This is a genomic window from Micromonospora sp. NBC_00330, from assembly GCF_036136635.1.
Classification (GTDB): Bacteria; Actinomycetota; Actinomycetes; order Mycobacteriales; family Micromonosporaceae; genus Micromonospora; species Micromonospora salmantinae.
On the sequence record NZ_CP108012.1, the window covers coordinates 5,497,774 to 5,522,689 of the forward strand.

Sequence of the window (24,916 nt, forward strand, 5' to 3'; positions counted from 1 at the left end):
TTCACCTAAACGAAGGGCACGGCTCTCAGTCAAGTTTCCGTCAGGGTGAACGCCTATCCTCCGTTGACCTTCCGCCCTACCATGCGGGCATGACTGATGCCCAGAAGATCACTGTGGCGGTGGCAGCGATTGGCGTTCTCGTTGCCATAGCTGCGCTGACCTGGCAGGTGATCTCTTGGCGACGAACCGGATCGAAGATCTCAGCGAAGCTTGCCGTCGGGGAGGTGGACGAGCTTGGCATCCTGCGGGCGAAGTTCGTCGGCGGAGAGTCAACGCTCACACGCCTCAATCAGGCTCCCGGACAGAAGCCCATAAAGGGGAAGCGACGTAAACGACCCGAACCAGAGAAGCTTAAGAAGCTGCCGGTGAATGCCGTCTTCGTCAGAAACACAGGCCGCTCGGCAGTAACGGTTTCCCGTTGTCACTACAGCGGCCAACTCGCACCCGACAACGGCTTCACGTTCGAGCCGCAGCCCGGTGCATCGACATGGGGCGACCATCTACCGAAACGGCTCGACCCTGGGGAAGAAGCGATCCTCGTCCACGAGCGGATAGGGATGAGCTACTTCTTGGATCAAGTTCTCAGCGAGCATGGCGTAGTCGCTTCGGTCTTCTGCATCGTTCTGACACTGGGCAGCGACGAGGAGGTCTTGGTAGACGGCTGCATGAGGGCATGGGGGAACGCGAGCGAAGAGGAGCGCGCTAAATACGACGGACTCTTGATCCGCGAGGAAGTAGAAGAGATTCCGGACTTCATTCCGCCTCAGCGAAGGTTTGGCCGCGACCGACGGCAATCCCTGATTCTGCGGAAAGACGTAGAAGAGTAGATCCAGTTATTGAGTAGCGCGGGCGATAGACACGGCGTACGGTGGCTGGCTGTGACGGTCAGCGAACAAGAGCGAGTGCAGGTTAACGAGTTACTTGGAGTCCTGCGGGTCACCGAGCAGTGGATTGACCAGCGTCCTCCAGCAGTCCAGCCTGGCAGTTCTCTTGCAGGGGACGACCGCAGGACAGACCCCCACCAGCTCAGCCATGCCGTCATGCACTCGATGGGTGTTGCCATTGACCACCTCCACACGTTACGCATGGCGATGACAGGTCAGGGAGATGGAAGTATCGCGCTCCACACGTACTCCCCGCTCACCCTAATCCGGGCGGCAATCGAGAACGCCGCTACGGCGGTCTGGATGCTGTCACCCACCCAACGCGAGGCCAGAATAATGCGACTCGTTCGCTATGAAATGGCAAGCGTCAAGAATGCTCAGTCCTTTATGAAGGCGGCAAGCCTGCCGGAACAAGAAGGAATGGAGCAGCGACGGCTACGGTTGCTGGGCATCGCCGACCGATGCCGCCTACCTGAGGTCGAAGTCAAAAAGAAGCTGTCAACCACCGAGATCCTAAAGGATGCAGGCGCCACCGCGAAGCTAGTTGACAAAGAACACGAGTTGGCCCCTCTATTCTGGCGGTTGTGCAGTGCGGTCACGCACGGAGATTCGTGGATAATTTCAATGCTCGACCGAGAAGAACACGAACAACTGGGACCCAACGTCTCCATGTACCGCATTACTGCACCTACTCAGTGGGTGGTGTCGGGGGCGCATGCTTCGCTTGCGCTGATTCACACAGCTCGCAACCTCTACGAACAACGGGCCACGTCACACCTCTAACAGCAATCGCACGTCGACTGCCCACATCGCCCGTCACGCTTCGTCACGCCCTGCGGCTGCTGACCCTCCGACCCGAACGAGGGACCAGAGTGATGTCAGTCTGGTGGTGCCAAAGGCCCGGCCACACAACGGTGTGCGGAACACGGGAACTCCTGCGATCCCGGTGTCCAGGCGTGGGGACGACCAGAGGTTGCCCGGCGCTGGCACCATGCGTGAACGTGTTCACCTTGCCGACCCCAGCTCCACCCAGCACGCCGCCGACCACCGGCCCGTCACCAACCCCCAACTCGGTGCCACCTGTCATCGTCAATGTCTCCGACCCTGACCCCAATCTGTGGGAGATTATCAACTCCGTCGGCGCCTTCTCTGCTGCCGTGATTTCCTTGATCGCAATCCTCGTCACAATCAAGGTCACGCAAGACCAGGCGAGGCGGCAGGTACGTGCCGACGAAGAGGCAGCGGCAGAGAAACGGAAATCCTACGAAGTCGGGTTGCTACGCGAATTGCTCGACGCCATTCCATCCGCAGACGATGATCGCCGCGAAGCGGCAGAGCGAGGCCGAGTCCCAGCAGTAATCACTCATCAGCATTATGTGCTCCTGTCGCTGCTACCCAACGCCGTTCTGCCCCTTTGGCGGCGGCTCGCCGTTGTACTCGGGCGCGGGTTGCCTCACAGTGAACTACTGAAGATTCTTGATGAAGCCGACGCCCCCCAGACCTTCGAAATTCGTGGACGCGTCCGCCGCGCACAAAGAAGGGAAGTCCTTGAAGCGATCCAAGAACGAACCGGGGGCAACCCACACGAAGTTGGTGAGTGGATGAATCGACTCGATGGGCAAGCAGAAATAGACGACGTAGCGACATAGTGGATCCCAGGAACTCAGACCGGGCTTGACCTTGGCGGCATCCTTTTACCCTTGCAACGCGCAGCTAGCCGTTCTAACGAACATCATAAAACGCATTTCGTTGTATCTTCTCCTGCCCTTTACGCTGGCACTCGCCTCAACCGATCGGTCGCTCTTCCCTTGTCGTTGGGTATCTGAATGCCAGGTCAGACGTGGGAGCGACGAACGACACGGCCACACGTCCGGCCGGTCAGGCGACCAACTGTGTAGCGTGCCGGGGCATGACTGAAGAAGCAGCGAGGATCCCTATTGCACGCTGGGCGATCACCGCGACTGTGCTGGGCATTGCAATCTTCGCGAGCACACACAAGGACCCTGAAAGACGCCGAGACGCCCTGGCTGTACTTGACCGACTGCTCAGGATCCTGGCCCCCGCCGATCCGATGGCTGAAGGACGCCCACCAGTTCGCCCCAGAGCCAACCGGGCACCCCGGTCCCGCACGCACACCCCGGCCCGACGGCACATGTCCTCTGCGGACGCCTGAAGACATTTCCCAGACGCGTGATGGACCGGGCGGGTCGGTCGCCCTGGGCGGCGGCCGTCAAGATAGGAGGGTGACCAAGATCTTGGACTGGGTCGCCCAGCGACTGACCCTTTGGATGACAGTCAGCGCGGCTCTAGCACTCACCTCCGGGGTGTTGATTCTCAGCGCGCGGGCCGGTGTCGACTGGGGAGATGCCCCGGCCTGGGCCGCCTTCGCTGTCTCGCTGGGAGGAACGGCAGTCGCTATTCACGCCGCCCGGTCGTCCAAGGCCTCGGCTCAGGCCGGAGTACGGCAGGCTGCCGCAGCGGAGGAGCAGGTTGCCATAGCTAGGAGATCCCTAGAGTTGGCCGAGCAGCAGGCGCTTGCGACCGGTTCCCCGCTCCGCACTGACTTGATCCAGCAGGCCCTGACCCCAGAGGTCCCCTACGTCGCCTGGTGGATCGATCATCGGTCCAAGAACACCTACGTCCTGCGCAACATCGGCACGGACACGGCTCGCGAAGTCGAGATTGACCAGTCCCGCATTGCGTGCGCGGTGAGAGGTGCAACGAGGGCCGATGAGATTGCACCGCAAGCCTCGATCGAGACTCTTCTGATCCCTGCCTGGGGTGCGCCGAAGCCCAACGAGCTTTGGGTGCGCTGGGAGGGCCATCCGGAGTGGAAGGCTGTGCCCCTTCCATGATCCAGCCGCCGCACCGCGACGAAGGCTGGCACCAGACGTTGAGGCGACTACGCTGAGATCATCGCCGGAACCCCACCGTCACACCGCGCGTCTTTGACTCGGCCGACTTCCGATTGGAGACGATCATGACCGATCCTCATCCCGCGGTCTCTGCCGACTGGCATGCACATCAAGCCGAAACCCTCGTTGACCTCGCTCGCTCCGGGGCCATGTCCGGCTGGTTGAAGCGCGGCCGCCGGCGCGAGATCTTGGCTGCCGCGCAGACGCACGCCACACTCGGCGCTGCCGCCGTGCGGCTGGACGAGCGCCCCTCGACCACAACGAACGTCAAGCTGGTCACTGAGCAGCTTGCCAATACGGAAGCGCAACGCGAAGCGGCCACCGTCCGAGCGCGCCAGCTTGAGGACGAGCTGGAACAAGTCCGCCGGACCCTCGTGAACTATGGCGTGAACGTAGGGAACGTACTCGACGTCGCTCACGCGGTTGAGCGACTGCTGGAAGATCGGTACGCAAATGCGGAGCCGCCGCAGCACGCGTGACGCGCTGGCACCTGGGTTGGCGGCCCGACGCTGCGACGCCCCGGAGGGGTGGCCTGGCCGACCCGGGCCGTAGGCGCCGAGCCGGCTGTGTGATGACCACAGTTTTACGGCAGCGGCAGCGTGGTCCAGTCGCCACTGCCCCGCCACCGCACCCTAATCTCATAGATGTCTGGCAGTTGGTCGGCTGTGAAGATCCAGAAGCCGATCGCCTGGTTGGGCGGCAACTCGGGTACGGCCAGGGAGCCAGGCTCGACAGGAAACAGCCTTCCGTTCACGGTATCGACCTCAACATCTAGCGCGGGCTCCGAGCCCACGTTACGCAGCAGGAAGCTTGCCTCCCCCCTGCGGACTACCGTCCAATCGACAGGTGGAGGGGGTGGAGGGACGGCGGCCTCTGCTGCTGCCGCCTGCCGCTCTGCCGCGTCTGCCGATCGCTTCGAGGAATCCGCCGACGCCTTCGAGTAACGGGCGCTGGCCACCGACACCAGGAACGCCGCGACGGCAATCCCCAGCGATGCCACGTTCTCCCAAGCCATGGCACGAAGCTATCCCCTCGGACCAAGCCCAGCGCGACGACCACACGGCGCGCTTGGCCTGGTGGACTGGCACTGGAAGGATCGATGCGTGGCTGATGACTTCGAGAAGACTGGCCGGAACCTCAAGGTCACCCTTGACCTGGACGATCAACTCACCTGGGGTGAGCTGATCCGCTTCGTGAACCTGGCGCAAAGTTCGGGCAACGTGTCGCCCGACCAACCAGTAGGTATCGAGTACGCCTCGAACGAGACGCTTCCGCTGATCGATGGCCTGTTCGTCTACCTCGACGCCGAAAGTCTCCCGGAGAGTTCTTGACCGAGGCGGTTCAGTTCGCCGCAGAGACGACCCGGTGGCCCGCGCCCGTACCGATCCACACCACCCGGGGTGCCGTGGCCTCTATGGACGGGTGGAGACGGTTCCCGGGCTGGCTGGCGACGGGTTGGTGGACCATTCCGATCCGCTCTAGCACCGCGAGCCGAAGTCGCGCCTGTTCTTCTCCAGGAGTTGATCGTGCCGCCCCGGCTCCGAGCGGGACATGCATCACCGGGTGGACGGGGTTGGGTGTCCCGTCCCACGGCGTGTGTATGTATGGGGACATTGGGACAGCATTGATCAACCCAACGTTTTCCCTGGTCAGAGGGCCTGCCGCCCTTCCGCTGTTTTGGATCATGGGACACTCCCCACGACCGGGGGCGTAGGCGCCACAACAGATCTGACCAGGGAAAACGCACTGTCCCACGGGTGTCCCACGGCGTCCCACTGATCATGGGACGCGGACGGCTATCAGGGCCTTTGACCAGGGAGAATACACTGTCCCACGGGTGTCCCATGATCAAAATGGGACAGCGTGGGACACCCAGCCCGCCCAAGCCTTTAACCAGGGAGAACGTCGTTTTGGGTGTGGGACACCCGTGGGACAGCGCGGTCATGGCGTCGCAGGCCAATCGTCCTGGTGATCGCTGATGACACGGGCTGCCGTGGACTTCTTGATGCCTAGCTTTTCTTCGACAACGCGGGCGGACGGCTTGGTGCCCGTGTCCTCCCACAGCTTCTTGATCCTGCGCCAGTGGACGTTCTCGCTACGCTCCGGAGTCAGCGCGGTCCACGGCCACTTGCCCCCTTGGTTGAGTTTCGCGGGCCACTCTCGGTCTGCGTCTCGCGCGCCGCGCCAATGCCGCAGTGTGCCATCGTTGCCGAGGTACAAGCCGAACTCCGGCCACCGCATCCACACACTCGACCCAATCGGCCTTTGTGGACGCTTGTGGCTGCCAGCAGCAGCGTGTGGTGTGTGCGCTTCGGTGATGAGGGCGCACGTTTCCCGCAGTTCATTGAGGAATCCCGTGATTCGGTTCGCTAACTCGTCGTCACGCTCGTCTCCAATGAAAGACTTGTAAAGGGGGCTGATTCCGACGATCCCTGCTCCGGAAAGTTCGACCAAGCCCCTCATCCGATCCTGGTTGTCCTCATCGAGCAGGTCCCAGCCCTCCGGCTTCGATATCAAGCGGAACATGGAGGGGTCGAATCGATTACCCGCAGCTTTTTGGAGCTTGGACAACTCGCGTTGGAGCTGACCCTTCCCGTTCTCCAAGTCCACTAGCAGGACGGGCACCGGTTCGATATCTTGCCCCGTCAACGGGTGGATGCCGCAGCTAATCTGCATCAGCCACTGCCGGATGAGGGTTGACTTGCCTACGCCTTCCGTTCCGGTGAGCACCAGGCGGTCGCCGTACTCCAGCATGTCCGGAACTACCCACTCGTACGCTGGGTCTTCCCCGAAGAAGGAGTCGAGCGATGGCATCCGGCGGAACTCTCGGCAGTAGTCCTGGAGAATCCGCTGAGCTTCGGCGTCTGACTTCTGTTCGATGTTGTGGCTCTTCAGATTCTCCAGGGCGGCGGGTACGTCGGATTCCAGACCCCACACCTCGACGTATCGGCCCTTGCTGATCTCCACCGATAGATGCTCAGTCTGCCCACGGCTCTTTGGTTGCGCGGCTTCGATATCAGGCATTATGGTTCACTTATCCTTTGTCGTTTCATTGAGGGCTCTCGCATTGGCAGTGCGGGAGCCCTCACCTTTTCCCCCAGAGGGTGGCCAGGTTGCCCACGATGGCCGGATCCTGGATGACCGGCGGTAGACCCTGGGCACGTCGGGAACGAACGGCGTCTTGCAGGCAGCCCTCTTCGAACGTCTCGGGGGTCGGCCACTCAGCCTCTGGCCAGTAGGTAGCGACGGTCCGGGGGCGGAAGTCAAACTTTCGACGCGTGGCGGTCACGACCGCGCCCGCTTCCACGGGTTCTTGCTCGGGTCGTAAGGCCTGGCCAGGACTTCCTCAGTGAACAGCTCCGTTACCGGTCGTCCAGCCAGCCGGGACAGGCCGATCTTGACCTGCTCCATCGGTCGGGTTCTGCCGTAGACAACGTTCTTCAGATGCCACTCCGACACGCCGATTTCCTCTGCGGCGAGCGGGATCGTCCACCGCTCTTGCCGCAGGAGGTTTAGCGCGGGTTGGCGTCCCCACTGCTTTGAAGTCATGTCTTCAGGCGTCAGGAGCTGTTCTAGCGCCTGGACAACTTCAGCCCTTGGTCCGCCAGCCTTCCGACAGGCGGCACGTCCCGCCGGGGTGGCCGGGTGGTCGCACAGGCTGTGATTGATCACCATGTCTGATCCTGTTCCGCCCCAGAGACAGCAGAGGAACCCACAGGCCAAGGGCGGGGCTCGCCCCTCGGTGTGAGTTCCCGGTTTTTGTCTCGCATGGGCGGGAGGCCATCGCAGCACTGACGACCGGCGGACCGGTTGCATGCGTCGGATCGATCATACCCGCCACCGTGCAACTAGTCGGCTCTGAGTTCGTCACAGAGCGTTGAGCACGTGCCCGCACCGCCGGACACCCGGACCGCCGGGGGTCCGCGTCTCTGGGGCGACCTGAGGGCCTCTATGCGGGGTCGTCGCGTGCATGGCGTCGGTCGGGTATCCTGTCCCTGTCGCCAAACACCCTGGCCGCAATGGCTGGGGAGACAATAACCCTCAGCCTGCGTCCGCAATGGAAGCAAACGGCGCAATGCCGGGCACGAGGAGGGCTCTCTGTGCTCCGGCGGCAGAGCGGCCAGGTTAAGACCCATACCGAGTGGTAGGTAGCACCATCAGCAAGACCTGAGAGGCAAGTGCTTCTCGGTACTGAGATCCACGATCGCCGGAACGCGGACTCAGCCAGACCAGTGTTCACGCACTGGCCGGGCTGGGTTGACGCACCCTCGCCCGACCAGGGAGGAGGGGTAAGAAGTGTGGATCGCCAATCTTGAGCCGGTCATGGGCGCTGGGCCTTGGGTCGTCGCTGCGGTCATCGGTGTGCCAGTCGCGGGGAAACTCATTGCCCTAGCTCTCGCCACACGTGGTACCGAGCCTAAGGACCGGCCCGGCATCATCAAGGCCGTGGCGGAACTGTTCCGGTGGCGTCGTTAACAGTCACCGCTGGGTGATGTGCTGGCCGGCGGCGAGCAAACGTAGCTCTAATCGGGCCTTTTGCTCTGCCGCGATACTCCGGACCTTGTCGCGTACGTCGGGATCGGTGATGTCTTCGAGCACAACCGGCTCATCCTCGGCCCACACTGCCTCATCGCCCTGGTGCTTTGGCGCGAAGAAGGTGATCAGCAGTTCGTCCGTGGACGCGAGAGGCAGGTGGAGGAAGGACGTCGTGGGGAGGCCATCAGCGGGTATGACCGGCAGATCAGCGGGTTCTCTGCTCTGGCTCACCCCGACGTACTTAACTCCCCGCCTGGCCTTCAGATGGGGAGAGGTCTTTCGGCGGCATCGCTTGCGGGCGGTGTTGGTAGACGGGTGGTCACAGTTGCCGTGATCCAACGTCTTCACACTTCCACCCCCCGGCCCGCCTGCCTTCCGACAAGCCTCCCGAGCTGCGCTCGTACTCGGGTGGTTGCAAGCTTGGTGCTTCGCACGTTTCATCAGGTCGCTCCCGGTGTTTGAAACGGTGTTATGTCGTCAGGTCCACCACCTCACCGCCCCGGCACTCCCCGACCACCAGCCGGTCCGGGCGCATCCGCAACGCCTGTCGGACCAGGTCCGCCAGGCTGACCACGCCCGTGCCCTCCACATTGGCGGTACGCGCCTGGAGCCCCACCACGTGCGGATGCCCTGGACGCAGCTCGGCGGCGTCCTCCACCAGCACGATCCGTTCGGTGGCCGGCACCATCCGCAGCAGGGTGTTGAGCAGTGTGGTCTTGCCCGACCCGGTGCCCCCGGTCACCAGGTACGCCAGCCGGGCCGCCACGACTGCGGCGAGCAGGGGTGCCAGCGGTCGCGGCACGGTCCCCTGGCGCACCAACTCGTCGAGGGTGAACGGCCGGTGCCGGAAGGTCCGCAGCGACAGGTAGGGACCTTCGGTCGCCACCGGCGGCAGCACGGCGTGCAGTCGGGTGCCGTCGGGAAGCCGCGCGTCCGCGTACGGGGAGCCGTCGTCCAGCCGCCGGCCCGCACTGGCGATCAGCCGCTGCGCCAAACGGCGGACGTCCTCCACCGAGCCCAACGGGACAGCGACCTGGTGCAGCCCCGACCCGCGGTCGACCCAGACCCGGGCGCCGTTGACGAGGACGTCGGTGACCTCCGGGTCGGCGAGCAGCGGCGCCAACGGCCCGGCGCCGACGAGGTCGTCGCGCACCCGGTCGGCGATCCGCAGCATGGCGGTGTCACCGAGCACCGCGGCGGCGGGCTCGGCCCGTACCGCGGAGACGATGGCCGCCGCGGTGACCGGGGTGGTGGCGGCGGCGATCCGCTGCCGTACCCGGGCGGCAAGCGTGCCGTCCTCCGGCCCGGCGGTCATGCCGCACCCGTAGCTGGCACGCCGGTGAGGTCGGTGACGATCCGTTGGCAGAGCGCGGCCAGTGGGCCCTTGCCGCCGGCGGCCGGCGCCTCGCCCCGTTCCAGCCCACGGCAGAGCCCCGGCTCGGGACGCAACGTGCCGGCCAAGGGGAGGCCCAGCGCGCGAGCCACCTCGGACGCCCGCAACCGCCCGGGCGCAGGCCCGCGCACCACCACCGAGAGCGCAGCGCAGTGCGGGGCGGCTGCGGCCACCACCCGAGTGGCCGCCGCGGTGGCGCGCAACTCGGCCGGCACGACGACGAACGCCTCATCGGCGGCCTGCAGCGCCACCACTGCCGCGTCGTCCAACTGTCGGGGCAGGTCGATCACCACGAAGTCCCGCCCACGTCGGGCCGCGTCGACGGTCGCCGCCATCGCCGTCGCCGGCAACGGCAGCATCTCGCCGCGGTCCCAGGAGAGCACCACGAGGTCACCTCGGCTGGGCAAGGCCTGCACCAGCGCCGGGGCGTCCACCCGCCCGTCGGCGCTGGTGAGCGACGGCCAGCGCAGGCCCTCCAACTGCTCCCAGCCCAGCACAAGGTCGAGGCCACCACCGAGCGGGTCGGCGTCGACCAGGAGGGTGCGCAGCCGGGCCCGCGCGGCGGTCACCGCAAGACCACCGGCGAGCACACTCGCGCCCGCACCGCCCCGACCACCAAGGACCGCGACGACCCGGGCGCCGACGCCGGGCGGACGCTCCGGGTCATGCTCGGCGAACCGGTCCACCAGCCACGGCTCCGCGGCGGGCAGCGTGGCGACATGCTCGGCGCCGATCAGCTCGGCGATCTGCCAGCCGGGGTCGAGTTGACCAGCCCGGCCGAGCAGCACCAGCCGGGGCCGCTGCGGCAACCGGGCGCGCAGGCAGGCCTGCGCCTGATCGGCGCCGAGCAGCACCAGGGGCGAGGGAAGCCACCGGGTACGGGCAGCCGCTGGGTCGCGGGCGAGCTCCACCTCCGTGCCGCCGACGGCGGCGAGCCGGAGCACATCATCGAGCAGATCGTCGTCGCCGGTGACGACCAGCGGGAGCCGGCGGATCGGCGGAACCGTGGTACGGGGTGGCATCGCGGCCTCCAGCGGTCGGGCTCTGGTATGCCGTCGACAGTGCTCGGAATCCGCCCCCCGAGTCGTCGCGATGTCGTCGCCTGTGGACAACCTGGTGACCTGTGGAAAACCCCCGCCGAGACAGTTGATCTGTTAGGAGCGCGGGCAACGCCGCAGCTACTGCCACTGCGGGAAAACAGCGGGGCCGCTCCCGGAAGGAGCGGCCCCGCAAGTCGGCGGTCAGCCGGGCTGATGTGCCCAGGCGGTATCGAGGATCACCTTGTACGAGCTCATCCGCACTGGCGACAGGGTCAACAGCTCGTCGGCGAGCAATTCGCCCGTCTTCGGATCGAAGATCAGAAGTGATTGCTGGTCGTGCTCGCGGTCGTCGAAGGTGACGGCCACTCCGTGCCGGCCGGCGCGGTCGGTGACCTGCCCCCGCCAGCGGAAGCCGGGCACGTCGGCGAGGACCCGCAGGACCGCCGCTCGGATCTCACGCGGTACGACGTACTGCCCGTAGAGCGTGCCGACCCACTTGCTCGCCGCCCCCGCGCCATACTCGACCTTCAGCCGCTCCCGCAGCTCGGACGGGTCGGCCGACGGCGGCCTGAGCTCCTCGGGCGGCAGCGGCATGACCTTCGGCGCGGGGGTGCCGGTGGCTGCTGGACGCCCAATGCTCTCGCGCTGCCAGTAGTCCCGAGACTCCTGGTCGGGGTACTGCGGCTCTAGTTGCGTCATGACCTGGTTACCGGTCCCGTCGGCGGCTTTCCAGATCTTCGTCTCGCTGGCGAAGGCGACGTGGTGGCGGCCGTCGGCAGACGTCATCACCGGATCGCCCCACAGCTTCGTGTGGTGATACATGTAGCGCCCGCTCTGGTGGTCGTACGCCGCGTCTTTGATCTTGTCGGCCAGCATGCGCAGCTGCGGGCCGGCGGCCGGCGGATCCTCGTCGAACTGGTACGCGACCGGCACGAGCACCAACCCCGCTGCCGCTGGCGGCTCGGCCGGAGTCTCCGGTGCTCCCTCGCCGAACGGCTGGAGCACCGCCACGGCGCCGACCGCGACCGCCAGCGTCCCGGCCGCCAGGACCATCCGGCGAGTCGGATGTGCGCGACGACGCCCGGCGACCGTCTCGGTAGCGCCGGCGCGGTCGATCAGCTCGCGCGCCGAGACCAGCGGTGATCCGACGGCGGCGTTCCGGGCCGGGTCGGCCGGGCCGAGAAGAGTACGGGTTCGTTCTGCTCCGAACATCACAGATCCTCTCGAATGGTCACCAAAACCGGGCTACGCCGGGTCTGCGCGGGCCGGTCCGACATCGCTGCGGCAAGACGGCGGCGGGCGCGATGCAGGCGCACCGCGGCGGTCGCCCCGGTGCAACCGAGAACCTTGGCCGCCTCGGACACCGTCAGCTCCTCCCAGCCGACCAGCCGGAGGATTTCCTGGTCGAGGTCGTTGAGGTTGGCCAGAGCGGTCCAGATGTCGGCGACCCCGACGCTCGTGTCGGCACCCGACGATCCGGCCAGTCGCTCGAGGTCGACATCGGTGATCGAGAGGAGGTCCGGTGCGCTGCGTCGAGACCGCCACTGGTTCGCCAGAAGGCGCCGGGCCACCCCGTACAGCCAGGGCAGGCTGCGCTCCGGCACCTCGGCGCGGCGACGCCAGGCGACGACGAAGACCTCCTGGGCAAGCTCCGCCGAGGCATCCCGGTCAGCGAGCCGGCGCAGGCCGTATCGGACTATGTGCTCATACTCAGCGGCATAGAGACTGGTGAACCAGCCCTCGTCCCGCTTCTTCGGTGGACCCACCCGAACCCCCATTGCCTCGGCGACTCTCACAGTGGCTTGTGTCGCTGAGGACCCGACGATTACCGCGCGGCCGAGGGCGGATGCCGCCCACCGGAAACCGAACGCTGCGGTCAGTCGTCGATCGCCTGGTACACGGTGGTCCAGAAGTCGTGCCACATCGGCAGCCGCTGGTCGCCCGCGTGCGCCCGCTGCATGAACACGATCGTCGTCAGGTCCTCGGCGGGGTCGTTGTACCAGGCGGTGCCATAGAAGCCGGGCCATCCGTAGCTGCCAACCGAAGGCCCGAGGTGTGTGCGGCGAGTCCGGACCGACATTCCGAAGCCCCAACCGATGGCGTCGAAGTACCCGGGCCAGAACCCGGAGATGGCCTTCTGCGTCGGGGTCAGGTGGTCGCTCGTCATCAGCGTCACCGCCGGCCGCGACAGCACCCGCTCGCCGCCGTGGGCGCCGCCGGCGAGCAGAGCCGAGGCGAAGACCAGGTAGTCCTGGGCGGTCGAGACGAGCCCGCCGCCACCGGACTCGAACATCCGCGGTCGACTGAACCGCCCGTCGGGGGCGTCCTCGACAACCGGCTCGCCGGTGGCGGCGTTGTCCTGTTCGTACGCCGTCGCGAAGCGCCCGATGCTCTCGCTACCCACGTGGAAGGCGGTGTCGGCCATTCCCAGCGGCTTGCAGACCCGCTCACGCACCGCATCCCCGAAGGACATGCCGGTGGCCCGGGCGAGGAGCACACCGGTCACGTTGGCGGCGGTGTCGTACATCCAGCGCTCACCTGGCTGATGGACGAGCGGAAGGTCACCGAGCTGGCGGATCCACTCGTCCGGCGACGGATATTCGAGTGCGCCCAGCGCGTCGGCGATCGGCACCGTTCCCGGCTCGGCGGGGACCATGCCGGTGCCAAGGGTGCCGTCCAGGACGTCCCGCAGCGTTATCGGGCGTTCCGCCGGGACGGTGTCGTCAAGCGGGCCGTGCGGATCGGCGAGCACTGTCATGTCCGCCAACTCCGGGAGGAGATCGTCGACTGGATCGTCGAGGCGGAGGGTGCAGTCCTCGACGAGGGTCATCGCACACGCGGCGACGATCGGCTTCGACATCGAGCCCAGGCGACAGATCGTGTCGGCCGCCATCAGCGTCTGCGACCCGGGACCCTCGAACGCGAGATGACCCGTCGCCTCGATGTGCACCTCCCCGTGCCGGGCGAGGACCACCACCATGCCCGGGACGAAGACGGACTCGACGTGGCGCTCAAGCAGCCCTTGCAGCCGAGCCAGCCGTTTCGACGAGAAGCCACCGGCAGCCACGTGTTCCCTCCTCAGCTCGTCCCGTTCGGCAAATTACACGGCAGGCGGCGGTCGCACCGCCCGCGACGAGCTGGGGAGGAAACCCCGTCCGAGCAGTACGTGCCCCTCGATCAACCAGCTACCGGCACGGGTCGAGCTGGAGGCAAAGACCAACTGGTAGCAGCGGTCTAGATCGCGATCCCGTGTTCCGCATACGCGTACATGCCGTTACTGCGCGCATCGATCGCAGTGCGGATCCTGCGGGCGAGTCGGGGTGGGCCGTACTGCTCCAAGGACTCTGCGCTCACGTAACGCCACTCGGTCAGTTCACCATCTGCGAAGCGGATGTCGCTCTCCTGCTCTGGGCTGAGTGATCCGCCGTCGAAGACGAACAGGAGCTTGTCGCCCTCGTATTCGGCCGGCGCCCAGTCCACGACGAGCATCGGCCCGAGCGCCGGGGTCAGATCAAGCTCTTCTTGAATCTCACGCTTGCACGCAGCGCGTGGTGACTCGCCGGGTTCGACGTAGCCGCCGGGGATGTCCCAGTGCTCCTTGTAGCTGGGGCGTACGAGGAGCACGCGACCTTGGTCGTCGAAGAAGAGGGCGCCGGCGGCGACGCGTGGGGTTGCCACGGGTGGCATCTCGTGGGCCGTCACCAGGGCAGCCTAGATGGATTGGGTTCAGTCGAGCACCTGAGCCGCCGGACCAGTCCGACCAGTTCGGCTGAGGGCTTGCCGCGCTGTAGGCGCGGGCGACTTCGAGGGCGTGCGCACTCGGCGCTCCATCGGTAGCCCGGCGGTGTCGACGCGCGGTCCGAGATCGATGGCGACTTGCATCACCGGCCGGAAGCGCTCCCGGGAAAGGGACGACCCCCGTCGGGGGGAGACGGGGGTCGTCGGAGGTTCGGCTCCGGGGGGGTCGAGCCGAACCACTCAGCGGTCACGGGGGGTGCAACCGCTGAGGGTCTGCCTGTTTCGAGGATGTGAAAGCTCGTCGTACGGACAAGTCTGCCTGAGCGGGCCCGTCACGTCGAGTGGTGCTGCCTCCACTCACTGCGAAAATCTCCTCGCAGAGTGTGAGCGTGATCACGCGGAGCGGAGAGCCCGCAGGTCTGAGGGGTGGCATGACCCCGGGCACCCGCCGACGATAGACCATCCGGCTAGACTTTCGCGCCGTGGGCCGAAGTGCCGCTTTCTTCGATCTGGACAAGACCGTCATCGCCAAGTCGAGCGCCCTGGCGTTCGGTCGTCCGTTCTACCGGGATGGGCTGATCACCCGGCGTGACGTGGTCAAGTCGGCGTACGCGCAGCTGATGTTCCGGCTGGGCGGCACCGACGAGCAGACCATGGCCCGAACACGGGACTACCTGGCTGCGCTCTGCAAGGGCTGGCAGGTGGAGCAGGTCCGCCAGATCGTCGCGGAGACGCTGCACGAGCTGATCAACCCCTACGTGTACGCCGAGGCCGCCGCCCTGATCGAGGAGCATCAGGCGGCTGGGCGGGACGTGGTGTTGGTGTCGGCGTCCGGCGAGGAGATGGTCCGGCCGATCGGCGAGCTGCTCGGGGTGACCGACGTGATCGCCACTCGGATGACGGTGCGCGACGGCAGGTACAGCGGCGAGGTCGAGTTCTACGCGGCCGGCCCGAGCAAGGTCGAGGCGGTCAGCGAGTTGGCCGGCGCGCGGGACTACGACCTGGCTGATTCGTACGCCTACTCCGACTCGTACAGCGATCGCCCGTTGCTGGAGTGCGTGGGCCACCCGAGTGTGGTCAACCCGGACCGGCAGCTACGCAAGTTGGCCTCGGAGAACGCGTGGCCGGTGCTGGAGTTCCGGCACCCGATCCCGCTGGGCCGGCGGCTGCGGGAACGGCCCGCGGTCCCGGTGGCCGCGGCGGCCCTGGGGGTCGGGGTGGGCGTGGCCATCGGCATCGCCTGGTACGGCCGGCACCGTCGCACCCGAGCCGCCACCACCGCCTGACCGTCTTCTTCCCTCCAACCGCTCAGGCGGCGGCGAGGATCTCGTCTCCGATGGCGGTGAGCTGGTCGGCGCCGACCTCTACGGCGGCCATGTAGTGGCGTAGCCAGGAGCGCAGCCCGTCCGGGGTGCCGGTGGCGAAGGCACCGGCCGCGCCGACGTACTCGGGCTCCCGCTCGCGGTGCCCCACGTCGACGGGGAGCAGGCCACGCGGGTCGAGGCCACTGGCGAGCAGCACCAGCCGGGCGGCCCCGCGGGCCACCAGGCCGGACGGTCCGGCGAACGGGCGCAGGTTCAGCAACTCCCCATGTACGACAGCGGCGAGCACCAGCGGGGAGACCTTCGTGCCGCCGGCGACGAGGCCGGCCAGCCCGTCCAGTCGGGTGGCGACCACCGGGTCGGCGACCGGACGGCCCAGCTCGGCCTCCGACACGAGGTCCCGGGCGGCGAGCACGTGCAGTTTCGCGAGCGCCTGGCGGGGCGCCTTCGGCCACAGCTCGCTCAGGCCTGGCAGTGCTCCGGCGACCCGCAGCGCACCCTGGAGCACCGGGTCGGTCACGGTGCCGGCTCGGACCGCCTCACGCTCGTGCACGGCCCCCTCGAGGGCCGCGCTGGCCACCGCGGAGCGGAGGCTGACCTCGGCGGCGACCTGTCCACCGTTCCGGCGCAGCGCCCGGTGCCCGAGCGCCTGGTCGAACCGCGCGCGGGCCTGCTCGACGGCGTCGGGGATGTCGGCGAGCGCGAGCAGCGGGGCGAGCGGGTCGGTGGTCACCCCGCCACGCTAACGACCCGCCCCGGCGCCGCGGGCCGCACCCGCCCCCAACGCGACTCGGACCACCCGCCCGCGACGCGACCCGGACCACCCGCCGGGCCGCCGGGCCGCACCCACCCCCAACGCGACCCGGACCACCCGCCCGACCCCCCGGGCCGCACCCGCCCGGGCCACCCGACCCCCCGCCCGGCAGGCCGCACCCGCCCGGGCCACCCGACCCGACCCGATCCGGGCAAGGTCAACACGGGTTCATTGAAGTCGGGGTGTCCGCCTGGCCTGGACACCGCGATTTCCAGAAACCCGTGTTGATCAAGGCGCCCCGCGCAGCGACCCCGGCCGGGGACGGGCGGGGACGGGCGGGGACGGGCGGGGACGGGCGGGGACGGGCGGGGACGGGCGGGGGCGGGCCGCCGGGCGCGCGGCGGGGGCCACTCGGCGCGACGCAGTGGGCAGCCGTGGCCGGTCGCAGGCCCCGCGACTACCCTCGTGCCATCGAGACCCAGGTCACCCCGAGGATGAGGAGTCACGGCATGAGCGAGGCATTGGCCAATCTGCTGAACGAGACGCGCCAGTTCCCCCCGCCGGCCGAACTCGCCGCGCACGCCAACGTCACCATCGACGCGTACGCCGAGGCTGAGGCCGACCGGCTGGCCTTCTGGGCGAAGCAGGCCGATCGGCTGGCCTGGTCGAAGAAGTGGGATGAGGTGCTCGACTGGTCGAACCCGCCGTTCGCGAAGTGGTTCGTGGGTGGGCAGCTCAACGTCGCGTACAACTGCCTGGACCGGCACGTCGAGGCGGGCCGGGGCGACAAGGTCGCGATCCACTGGGAGGGCGAGCCGGGCGACACTCGCACCATCACGTACGCGGACCTGCACGAGCTGACCTGCCGGGCGGCGAACGCGCTCACCGACCTGGGGGTGACCGCCGGCGACCGGGTGGCGATCTACCTGCCGATGATCCCGGAGGCGGCGGTGGCCATGTTGGCGTGCGCCCGGATCGGCGCCGCGCACAGTGTGGTCTTCGGTGGCTTCTCCGCCGACTCGTTGAGCAACCGGATCCAGGACGCCAGCGCCAAGGTGGTGATCACCGCGGATGGTGGTTACCGGCGGGGCAAGCCGTCGGCGTTGAAGCCCACTGTGGACGAGGCGGTGGCGAACTCCCCGTCGGTGGAGCACGTGCTCGTGGTCCGCCGCACCGGCGAGGACGTGGCGTGGTCGGAGAAGGACCACTGGTGGCACGAGACGGTGGAGACCGCGTCGGCCGAGCACACCGCGCAGCCGTTCGACGCCGAGCACCCGCTGTTCATCCTCTACACCAGCGGCACCACGGCCCGCCCGAAGGGCATCCTGCACACCACCGGCGGCTACCTCACCCAGGCGTCGTACACGACGCACGCGGTGTTCGACCTGAAGCCGGAGACGGACGTCTACTGGTGCACCGCCGACATCGGCTGGGTCACCGGGCACTCCTACATCGTGTACGGCCCGCTCTCCAACGGCGCCACCCAGGTGATGTACGAGGGCACCCCGGACACGCCGCACAAGGGCCGGTTCTGGGAGATCATCGACAAGTACGGGGTGAGCATCCTGTACACCGCTCCCACCCTGATCCGGACGATGATGAAGTGGGGCGACGACATCCCGGCGGGCTTCGACCTGTCGTCGCTGCGCCTGTTGGGCAGCGTCGGCGAGCCGATCAACCCGGAGGCCTGGATGTGGTACCGGCAGCACATCGGCCGTGGCGAACTGCCGGTGGTGGACACCTGGTGGCAGACCGAGACGGGCGCCATCATGATCTCGCCGTTGCCGGGGGTGACGGCGGCCAAGCCGGGTTCGGCGATGACGCCGCTGCCGGGCATCGTGGCCGACGTGGTGGACGACCAGGGCCAGTCGGTGCCGAACGGTGGTGGCGGCTACCTGGTGCTGCGCGAGCCGTGGCCGTCGATGCTGCGCACCATCTGGGGTGACGACGACCGGTTCATCGACACGTACTGGTCGCGTTTCCAGGGCATGTACTTCGCCGGCGACGGTGCGAAGAAGGACGACGACGGGCACATCTGGCTGCTCGGCCGGGTGGACGACGTGATGCTGGTGTCCGGGCACAACATCTCGACGACCGAGGTGGAGTCGGCGTTGGTGTCGCACCCGTCGGTGGCCGAGGCGGCGGTCGTCGGCGCGACCGACCCGACCACCGGTCAGGCGATCGTCGCGTTCGCCATTCCGCGGGGCAGCACTGACATCGCCGGTGAGGCGGGCGAGCAGCTCATCGCCGACCTGCGCAACCACGTGTCGAAGACGCTCGGTCCGATCGCCAAGCCGCGGCAGATCATGCTGGTGCCGGAGCTGCCGAAGACCCGCTCCGGCAAGATCATGCGCCGGTTGCTGCGGGACGTGGCGGAGAACCGGTCGCTGGGCGACGTGACCACGTTGCAGGACTCCTCGGTGATGGACCTGATCTCCTCGGGGATGAGCGGTACGAAGTCCGACGAGGACTGACTGTAGGCGTACTCATTGGAGGGTGGCGGTCCGTGCGGACCGCCACCCTCCGTCGTGTCTTACGGGTACGGTTCGCGCCGCCTCGCCACTGTCACATCGGTCGGTCGGGGGAGTCGGGAGAAGCTGAACGGGCACAGGCGTAGATCACCTCTGTCCTTTCGGCCGGTTGTGCTTTAGGTTCACGCAGGTTGGAAGAGTTCGACACACATCGTTTCGATGGTCGGCCATCCCAACGTCCTCCTCCCCATGCCCGAGAAACGGAGCGGCATGAACCACAAACCGCAGTCCAGGGCGCGGCGACGACTACTCGTCGCGCTGCCCGCCATCGCCCTCGCGGCCACGTCACTGACCGTGAGTGGCAGCGCGGCGGCCCAGTCGCCGTCCGGCACCCCTCTGGCGGTGATCGGGGCCGACGAGCACTACATCAACTACGCCGAGCCCGAGGTGCAGCCGGACACGACCGGTCGTGAGGTGAAGAGCAAGGGTGGCATCTACACCCCTGCCGCGGAGTCCGCGCGTGCGTTCGACCAGAAGCACGCCCGGGGCAACCCGGTGACCGCACGGCAGCTGGCCAAGGACGAGGCCAAGTCGCTGAAGACGGGTCAGAACCCCCGCAAGTTCAAGAAGGCCCCGACCACCCAGACGGCGAAGCTGCTGACGCTGCTGGTGGAGTTCAACGACAAGGCCAACGACGACTTCACCGATGTGATGGTCCCCAAGACGGTGTTCGAGGACCGCACCTGCGTCCCCGGCACGGTCCAGAACGGCCCGAAGCACAACAAGATCCCGGACCCGGCGCGCCTGCCCCACGAGGACAACAACTCGATGTGGGTGCCGGACTTCTCGCCGCAGCACTACAACAAGATGCTCTACAGCAAGAAGGGCATCACCGAGCGGGTCCGCACGGACCTGAAGGGCCCGGACGGCAAGAAGGGCATCGACCTGTCCGGTCGCACCATGCACAACATGTACCTGGAGATGTCCAAGAACGCGTACACGGTGGACGGGCAGTCCAGCCCGTGGATCACAGTGCCGCACTCGGAGGGCTGGTACGCGGCCAACCGCTGCTTCCAGGACGAGACCGGCGCGTGGGTTCCCGGCCGTGAGCAGTCGATGAACGGCCACCCGGACAACCCGGCCGGCGCGGGTCGCCTGGCGACCGACGCTATCGACGCGCTCGTCGCGAAGGACCCGAACTTCCCGTGGGCCGACTACGACATCGAGGACCAGGCCGACCGCGACGGTGACGGCAACGTCTTCGAGCCGGACGGCGTGATCGACCACCTCGTGCTGGTGCACGCCGGTCAGGGCAAGTCCCGCGGCGGCGGCGCCGAGGGCGTGTACGCCGTGTGGGCGCACTCCTCCACGGTTGCCGGTGGTTACACCATCCCGGGCACCAACCTGAAGGCGTCGAACTACATCGTGCAGCCGGAGGACGCCGGTGTCGGCGTCTTCGCCCACGAGTTCGGCCACGACCTGGGTCTGCCGGACCTCTACGACACGTCCGGCAACGCCGACTCCGACGTGGACTTCTGGGACCTGATGGCCTCGGGTTCGCACTCGGGTGAGATCTTCCAGGCGCTGCCGACGCACATGGGCATCTGGGACAAGTGGGTGCTCGGTTGGGCCGACCCGCTGACCATCCGCCCGGGGTCGAACCCGCGCGAGGTGAAGCTCGGCCAGACGTCGCGTACCCCGATCGACTCCGAGGACGGCATCAAGGTCGACCTGCCGGACAAGGTGACGACGCTGGCGACCCCGCACAGCGGCACGAAGATGTGGCACAGCAACAACGACCAGGAGTGGGCCGACGTCAAGTTGAGCCGCTCGGTCGACGTGCCGGCGGCTGCCGACTCGAAGTTCTGGATGTGGAACAACTACATCATCGAGGAGGACTGGGACTACGGCTTCGTGGAGCTCTCCACCGACGGCGGTACGACCTGGACCGAGCAGAAGGTGTACGACGAGGGTGGCACGGTGGTCACCACGCCGGACGGCTACCCGGACCCGAACGGCCGCATGAACGACTTCGGCGGCAAGAAGTACGGCCTGACCGGCAGCACCGACGGCTGGCGGCACGACTACGTCGACCTGTCGGCGTACGCCGGGACGACCGTGCAGCTGCGGCTGCGCCAGGCCACCGACGAGGCGTTCGAGGAGCGTAACTGGTTCGTCGACGACTTCTCGGTCACCGGCGGCGGCGCCACCACCTGGAGTGACGACGTCGAGGGCGGCGCCAACGGCTGGACGGCCACCGGCGGCACCTTCGTCGACACCACCGGTGGGGGCTGGAAGGTCTCCAGCGGCACCGAGGTGCACGCCCAGTTCTACCTGGCGGAGTGGCGCAACTTCGACGGCTTCGACAAGGGCCTGAAGTACGCCTACGACACCATCTACTCGCACGAGGCGTGGAAGGTCGACCGGATCTCCTACAACGCGCCGGGCATGCTGGTCTGGTACCGGGACACCGCGCTGGGCGACGTCAACCACGTCACCGGGCAGATGACCGCGCTGCCCAGCTACGGCGCGAAGGGCGGGTTGCTCATCGTCGACTCGCACTTCGACCCGTTGCGGCGCACCGGTGAGGCGGCAGTGAAGGACCCGTCGGTGACGGACAACCTGCCGAGCCGCCCGCAGTCGTCGAACGCGGCCTTCACGCTGAACCGGACGTACCCGTTCACTGAGTGCCTGGAGGCGGCGGACGAGCCGTACAGCGCGTACTGCACGAAGTTCAAGGGTCAGGCACCGGTGAAGGCGTTCACCGACGCCAAGGGCTGGTACCCGGGCATCGAGATGCGCGACGGTGCTCCCTACGCCCGGGACAACGACGCGTCGGTGGTCCTGCCGTCGCGCAACAACGCGCCGTACACCACCCGGGTCACCAACCCGGACGGCAGCCCGGCGCCGGAGTTCTACGGCGTCACCCTGGGCGGTGGCGCGATCGTGCTGGGCACCGGTAACCCCGGCGACCAGGGCGTGAACTACGGCGTCTCGCTGACGATCAAGAAGGCTGCCGGGGACAACTCGTCGGCCATGATCTACGTGACTCCGGCGAAGAAGTAACGGTTTCACGGATCGAGAACTGACTGTGGGGCCGGTGGCGGAGACGCTGCCGGCCCCACTGTCGTATGTGCGATCAGCTTGATCGAAAAATGTCGTTGTATACGTTCGCGTCCGGGCCCGCGCTGGTCAGCGCGGCTGATGAACCGGCGGGGTGTGACGGTGAAAAGCATTCCCAACAAAATCTTGCAACAAATCGACGCGAGGTTCTTCCCACCCGTCCCGCCAGTAACTATGTTCACCAATGGTCCCACTAGTGGGATCGATCTCCCACCGGCCCGTACCCCCGTTGGGCCGGTTCCCTCACACCGGAGGTACCACGTGCGCAAAGTCGCAGTGGGTCTGCTCGGGCTCTCACTGACGGCGACAGGCCTGGCTTTCGGCCCGTCCGCCTCGGCGGCGCCTCAGCCCAAACTGCCGGCAGCAGCACCGGCCGCTGCCGAACCGCAGTCACTGCAGGATGAGCTCCCCGACAAGCTCGAGGAGAAGCGCCGCGCGCTGCGTCAGCAGGGTCTCAGCGACGTGCTGACCGGTCGCAGCAAGCCGATCGAGCGCAACGGAAGCACGGTTGTCAAGGTCGGCGAGGTCGGCAAGGCGGGCGGAACGGGCGCCAACGCCCGCGCACTCGCCGGCGCCGGCACGCAGACCAGGGACCAGTACGTCGAGCTCAAGCGTGAGCGGACCGACAAGATCTTCGTGATCCTGGCCGAGTTCGGGGACGAGCGGCACCCGTCCTACCCGGACAAGGACATGAACCCGGACATCGCCGGACCGACGACGTTCCAGGGTCCGCTGCACAACAAGATCCCCGAGCCCAACCGGGCCGTGGACAACTCCACCATCTGGCAGCCGGACTTCAGCCCGGAGCACTTCCGCCAGCTCTACTTCGGCACCAACCCGGGCGACGAGTCGCTCAAGCAGTACTACGAGGCGCAGTCCTCGGGTCGCTACACCGTCGACGGTGAGGTGACCGACTGGGTCAAGGTCAAGTACAACGAGGCCCGCTACGGTCGCTCCGACGACCCGATCCCGGACCCGGAGCCCGGCCAGGAGCCGGACCCGCAGGATGACCGGGCCGTCTGCGCCGACAACGTCTGCCCGAACACCTGGAACCTGATCGCCGACGCCGCGAACCAGTGGGTCGCCGACCAGAAGGCCAAGGGTCGGACGGACGCCCAGATCGCCACCGAGATGAAGTCCTTCGACCAGTGGGACCGGTTCGACTTCGACGGCGACGGCGACTTCAACGAGTCGGACGGCTACATCGACCACTTCCAGATCGTCCACTCCGGCGGCGACCAGGCCGACGGTGACCCGCAGCAGGGTGAGGACGCCATCTGGAGCCACCGTTGGTCGGCCTTCAACAGCTCGCCCGTCGGCCCGCCGAACTTCCCGATCGGCGGCACCCAGATCGGCAACACCGGCGTCTGGATCCGCGACTACACGATCCAGCCGGAAAACGGCGGCCGCAGCGTCTTCTACCACGAGTACGGCCACGACCTGGGTCTGCCGGACGACTACGGCCCGGCGGACAACAGCAACGAGCACTGGACCCTGATGGCCCAGAGCCGGCTCGGCGCCAAGAACGACGCCGGCATCGGCGACCGGGGCGGCGACCTCGGGGCGTGGAACAAGTTCCAGCTCGGCTGGCTCGACTACGAGGTGGTCGTGGCGGGGCAGAAACGCACGTTGGAGCTCGGCCCGCAGGAGTACAACTCGAAGAAGGCACAGGCCGTCGTGGTCGTGCTGCCGAAGCGGGAGTACACCTTCGACTACGGCGCGCCGTTCGAGGGCTCGAAGCAGTACTTCTCCGGTAACAAGGACAACCTCGACGGCACCATGACGAGGACGTTCGACCTCACCGGTAAGTCCGCGGCGGCCCTGTCGCTCAAGGGCAAGTACAGCATCGAGGCCGGCTACGACTACCTCTACTTCGAGGCGTCCACTGACGGCGGTAAGACCTGGATCGACCTGGACGGCACCGCCAACGGCACGCCGATCGGCGTCGACGGCGCGGGGCGTCCGGCCCTCGCCGGCACCAGCAAGGGTGCCTGGGCGGACATCAACATCCCGCTGACCGCGGTCGCCGGCAAGGTGGCGCAGGTCCGCCTGCACTACGTCACCGACGGTGGCGTGTCCGAGGGCGGCTTCTTCGGTGACGCGATCACCGTGACCGCCGACGGCCAGACCGTGTTGAGCGACGGTGCCGAGACCGACGCGGGTTGGGCACTCGACGAGTGGGAGGTCGTCGGTGCCACGTACACCGACGAGTTCGACAACTTCTACATCGCCGGCAACCGCTCGTACGTCTCGTACGACAAGTACCTGAAGACCGGCCCGTACTTCTTCGGCTACGCGAACACCCGCCCGGACTGGGTGGACCACTACGCGTACCAGGAGGGCCTGCTCATCTCGTACTGGAACACCCGCTGGGACGACAACAACACCGCCCCGGCATCCCCGACCAACCCGGGTGGTCACCCCGGTGAGGGTCGCAACCTGTACATCGACGCGCACCCGCGCCCGATCTACAACCTGACCGGGGCTCCGTGGCGGGCCCGCGTTCAGATGTACGACGCACCGTTCAGCCTGAACAAGGCCGACTCGTTCACCCTGCACCTCAACAGCCAGCCGCAGTACATCCGTGGCCAGGCTGCTGAGCCGCTGTTCGACGACACCAAGAAGTACTTCTACGAGGAGCTGCCGAACCACGGCGTCAAGCTCCCCGCGACCGGTGTCAAGATCAAGGTTCTGGAGCAGGACGGCACCGCGATGAAGATCCGGGTCAGCTGACCACTGA

The 24,916-nt window shown here is 67.1% G+C and carries 20 protein-coding genes and 1 pseudogene; 10 read left to right on the plus strand and 11 right to left on the minus strand.

Annotated elements, in window-relative coordinates; all coding sequences use genetic code 11:
- The first annotated feature begins 89 nt into the window (after positions 1 to 89).
- From OG598_RS24945 to OG598_RS24965, 5 genes are all read left to right on the plus strand, one after another.
- The gene (locus OG598_RS24945) at positions 90 to 827 is read left to right on the plus strand and encodes a hypothetical protein (protein WP_328651322.1); all 738 of its coding nucleotides are present in this window, start codon (positions 90 to 92) and stop codon (positions 825 to 827) included.
- Between the two features lie 51 nt (positions 828 to 878).
- Entirely contained in the window at positions 879 to 1,667 is a 789-nt protein-coding gene (locus OG598_RS24950; RefSeq protein ID WP_328651323.1) for a hypothetical protein, read from the plus strand.
- Between the two features lie 218 nt (positions 1,668 to 1,885).
- Positions 1,886 to 2,533, plus strand: coding sequence for a hypothetical protein (locus OG598_RS24955; protein WP_328651324.1), 648 nt, complete (start codon positions 1,886 to 1,888; stop codon positions 2,531 to 2,533).
- Between the two features lie 594 nt (positions 2,534 to 3,127).
- Complete coding sequence (locus tag OG598_RS24960; protein WP_328651325.1) at positions 3,128 to 3,739, plus strand: hypothetical protein; 612 nt, start codon at positions 3,128 to 3,130, stop codon at positions 3,737 to 3,739.
- 125 nt (positions 3,740 to 3,864) lie between these two features.
- The gene (locus OG598_RS24965) at positions 3,865 to 4,278 is read left to right on the plus strand and encodes a hypothetical protein (protein ID WP_328651326.1); all 414 of its coding nucleotides are present in this window, start codon (positions 3,865 to 3,867) and stop codon (positions 4,276 to 4,278) included.
- A gap of 104 nt (positions 4,279 to 4,382) precedes the next feature.
- Here the strand turns inward: OG598_RS24965 and OG598_RS24970 are convergent, their stop codons facing one another.
- Positions 4,383 to 4,553, minus strand: a complete 171-nt coding sequence (locus OG598_RS24970; RefSeq protein WP_328651327.1) for a hypothetical protein — start codon at positions 4,551 to 4,553, stop codon at positions 4,383 to 4,385.
- A 349-nt stretch (positions 4,554 to 4,902) separates the two neighbouring features.
- Between OG598_RS24970 and OG598_RS24975 the strand changes: the two genes are divergently transcribed.
- A complete protein-coding gene (locus OG598_RS24975) occupies positions 4,903 to 5,130 on the plus strand; it encodes a hypothetical protein (RefSeq protein WP_328651328.1) in 228 nt (75 codons plus the stop codon).
- A gap of 610 nt (positions 5,131 to 5,740) precedes the next feature.
- Here the strand turns inward: OG598_RS24975 and OG598_RS24980 are convergent.
- From OG598_RS24980 to OG598_RS25020, 9 genes and pseudogenes are all read right to left on the minus strand, one after another.
- Positions 5,741 to 6,766 carry an AAA family ATPase gene (locus OG598_RS24980; protein WP_328651329.1) on the minus strand — a complete coding sequence of 342 codons (1,026 nt, stop codon included), beginning with the start codon at positions 6,764 to 6,766 and terminating at the stop codon, positions 5,741 to 5,743.
- 318 nt (positions 6,767 to 7,084) lie between these two features.
- The gene (locus OG598_RS24985) at positions 7,085 to 7,474 is read right to left on the minus strand and encodes a hypothetical protein (RefSeq protein ID WP_328651330.1); all 390 of its coding nucleotides are present in this window, start codon (positions 7,472 to 7,474) and stop codon (positions 7,085 to 7,087) included.
- Between the two features lie 804 nt (positions 7,475 to 8,278).
- On the minus strand, positions 8,279 to 8,566 hold the full coding sequence (locus OG598_RS24990; protein ID WP_328651331.1) for a hypothetical protein: 288 nt from the start codon (positions 8,564 to 8,566) through the stop codon (positions 8,279 to 8,281).
- A gap of 247 nt (positions 8,567 to 8,813) precedes the next feature.
- A pseudogene (locus OG598_RS24995) lies at positions 8,814 to 9,650 on the minus strand (TadA family conjugal transfer-associated ATPase); the annotation flags it as partial.
- Positions 9,647 to 10,750 (minus strand): septum site-determining protein Ssd, encoded by a 1,104-nt coding sequence (gene ssd / locus OG598_RS25000; RefSeq protein WP_328651332.1) that lies wholly within the window; start codon positions 10,748 to 10,750, stop codon positions 9,647 to 9,649. The pseudogene OG598_RS24995 and the gene ssd, both read right to left, overlap by 4 nt.
- 219 nt (positions 10,751 to 10,969) lie before the next feature.
- Positions 10,970 to 11,980, minus strand: coding sequence for a CU044_5270 family protein (locus tag OG598_RS25005; protein WP_328651333.1), 1,011 nt, complete (start codon positions 11,978 to 11,980; stop codon positions 10,970 to 10,972).
- Positions 11,980 to 12,534, minus strand: coding sequence for an RNA polymerase sigma factor (locus tag OG598_RS25010; protein ID WP_328651334.1), 555 nt, complete (start codon positions 12,532 to 12,534; stop codon positions 11,980 to 11,982). Before OG598_RS25010 ends, OG598_RS25005 begins: the two co-directional genes overlap by 1 nt.
- Before the next feature lie 110 nt (positions 12,535 to 12,644).
- Positions 12,645 to 13,835, minus strand: a complete 1,191-nt coding sequence (locus OG598_RS25015) for a serine hydrolase domain-containing protein (RefSeq protein WP_328651335.1) — start codon at positions 13,833 to 13,835, stop codon at positions 12,645 to 12,647.
- Between the two features lie 167 nt (positions 13,836 to 14,002).
- The gene (locus tag OG598_RS25020) at positions 14,003 to 14,470 is read right to left on the minus strand and encodes an NUDIX hydrolase (protein WP_328651336.1); all 468 of its coding nucleotides are present in this window, start codon (positions 14,468 to 14,470) and stop codon (positions 14,003 to 14,005) included.
- Between the two features lie 518 nt (positions 14,471 to 14,988).
- Between OG598_RS25020 and OG598_RS25025 the strand changes: the two genes are divergently transcribed.
- Complete coding sequence (locus tag OG598_RS25025) at positions 14,989 to 15,792, plus strand: HAD family hydrolase (RefSeq protein ID WP_328651337.1); 804 nt, start codon at positions 14,989 to 14,991, stop codon at positions 15,790 to 15,792.
- Between the two features lie 22 nt (positions 15,793 to 15,814).
- Here the strand turns inward: OG598_RS25025 and OG598_RS25030 are convergent, their stop codons facing one another.
- Positions 15,815 to 16,561: an oxidoreductase gene (locus OG598_RS25030; protein ID WP_328651338.1), complete on the minus strand. Its 747-nt coding sequence runs from the start codon at positions 16,559 to 16,561 to the stop codon at positions 15,815 to 15,817.
- A gap of 530 nt (positions 16,562 to 17,091) precedes the next feature.
- Here OG598_RS25030 and acs point away from each other — a divergent pair.
- The 3 genes from acs to OG598_RS25045 all read left to right on the plus strand — a co-directional run bounded on the left by acs (position 17,092) and on the right by OG598_RS25045 (position 24,909).
- Positions 17,092 to 19,056 carry an acetate--CoA ligase gene (gene acs, locus OG598_RS25035; RefSeq protein WP_112680829.1) on the plus strand — a complete coding sequence of 655 codons (1,965 nt, stop codon included), beginning with the start codon at positions 17,092 to 17,094 and terminating at the stop codon, positions 19,054 to 19,056.
- 267 nt (positions 19,057 to 19,323) lie between these two features.
- The gene (locus tag OG598_RS25040) at positions 19,324 to 22,119 is read left to right on the plus strand and encodes an immune inhibitor A domain-containing protein (protein WP_328651339.1); all 2,796 of its coding nucleotides are present in this window, start codon (positions 19,324 to 19,326) and stop codon (positions 22,117 to 22,119) included.
- Positions 22,120 to 22,452: 333 nt separating this feature from the next.
- Positions 22,453 to 24,909 carry an immune inhibitor A domain-containing protein gene (locus OG598_RS25045; RefSeq protein WP_328655429.1) on the plus strand — a complete coding sequence of 819 codons (2,457 nt, stop codon included), beginning with the start codon at positions 22,453 to 22,455 and terminating at the stop codon, positions 24,907 to 24,909.
- Positions 24,910 to 24,916 lie beyond the last annotated feature (7 nt).

Coding starts and splice junctions, on each gene's coding strand:
- OG598_RS24945 (WP_328651322.1), top strand. CDS start 90: ATGACTGATGCCCAGAAGATCACTGTGGCGGTGGCAGCGATTGGCGTT.
- OG598_RS24965 (WP_328651326.1), top strand. CDS start 3,865: ATGACCGATCCTCATCCCGCGGTCTCTGCCGACTGGCATGCACATCAA.
- OG598_RS24985 (WP_328651330.1), bottom strand. CDS start 7,474: ATGGTGATCAATCACAGCCTGTGCGACCACCCGGCCACCCCGGCGGGA.
- ssd (WP_328651332.1), bottom strand. CDS start 10,750: ATGCCACCCCGTACCACGGTTCCGCCGATCCGCCGGCTCCCGCTGGTC.
- OG598_RS25005 (WP_328651333.1), bottom strand. CDS start 11,980: ATGTTCGGAGCAGAACGAACCCGTACTCTTCTCGGCCCGGCCGACCCG.
- acs (WP_112680829.1), top strand. CDS start 17,092: ATGAGCGAGGCATTGGCCAATCTGCTGAACGAGACGCGCCAGTTCCCC.
- OG598_RS25040 (WP_328651339.1), top strand. CDS start 19,324: ATGAACCACAAACCGCAGTCCAGGGCGCGGCGACGACTACTCGTCGCG.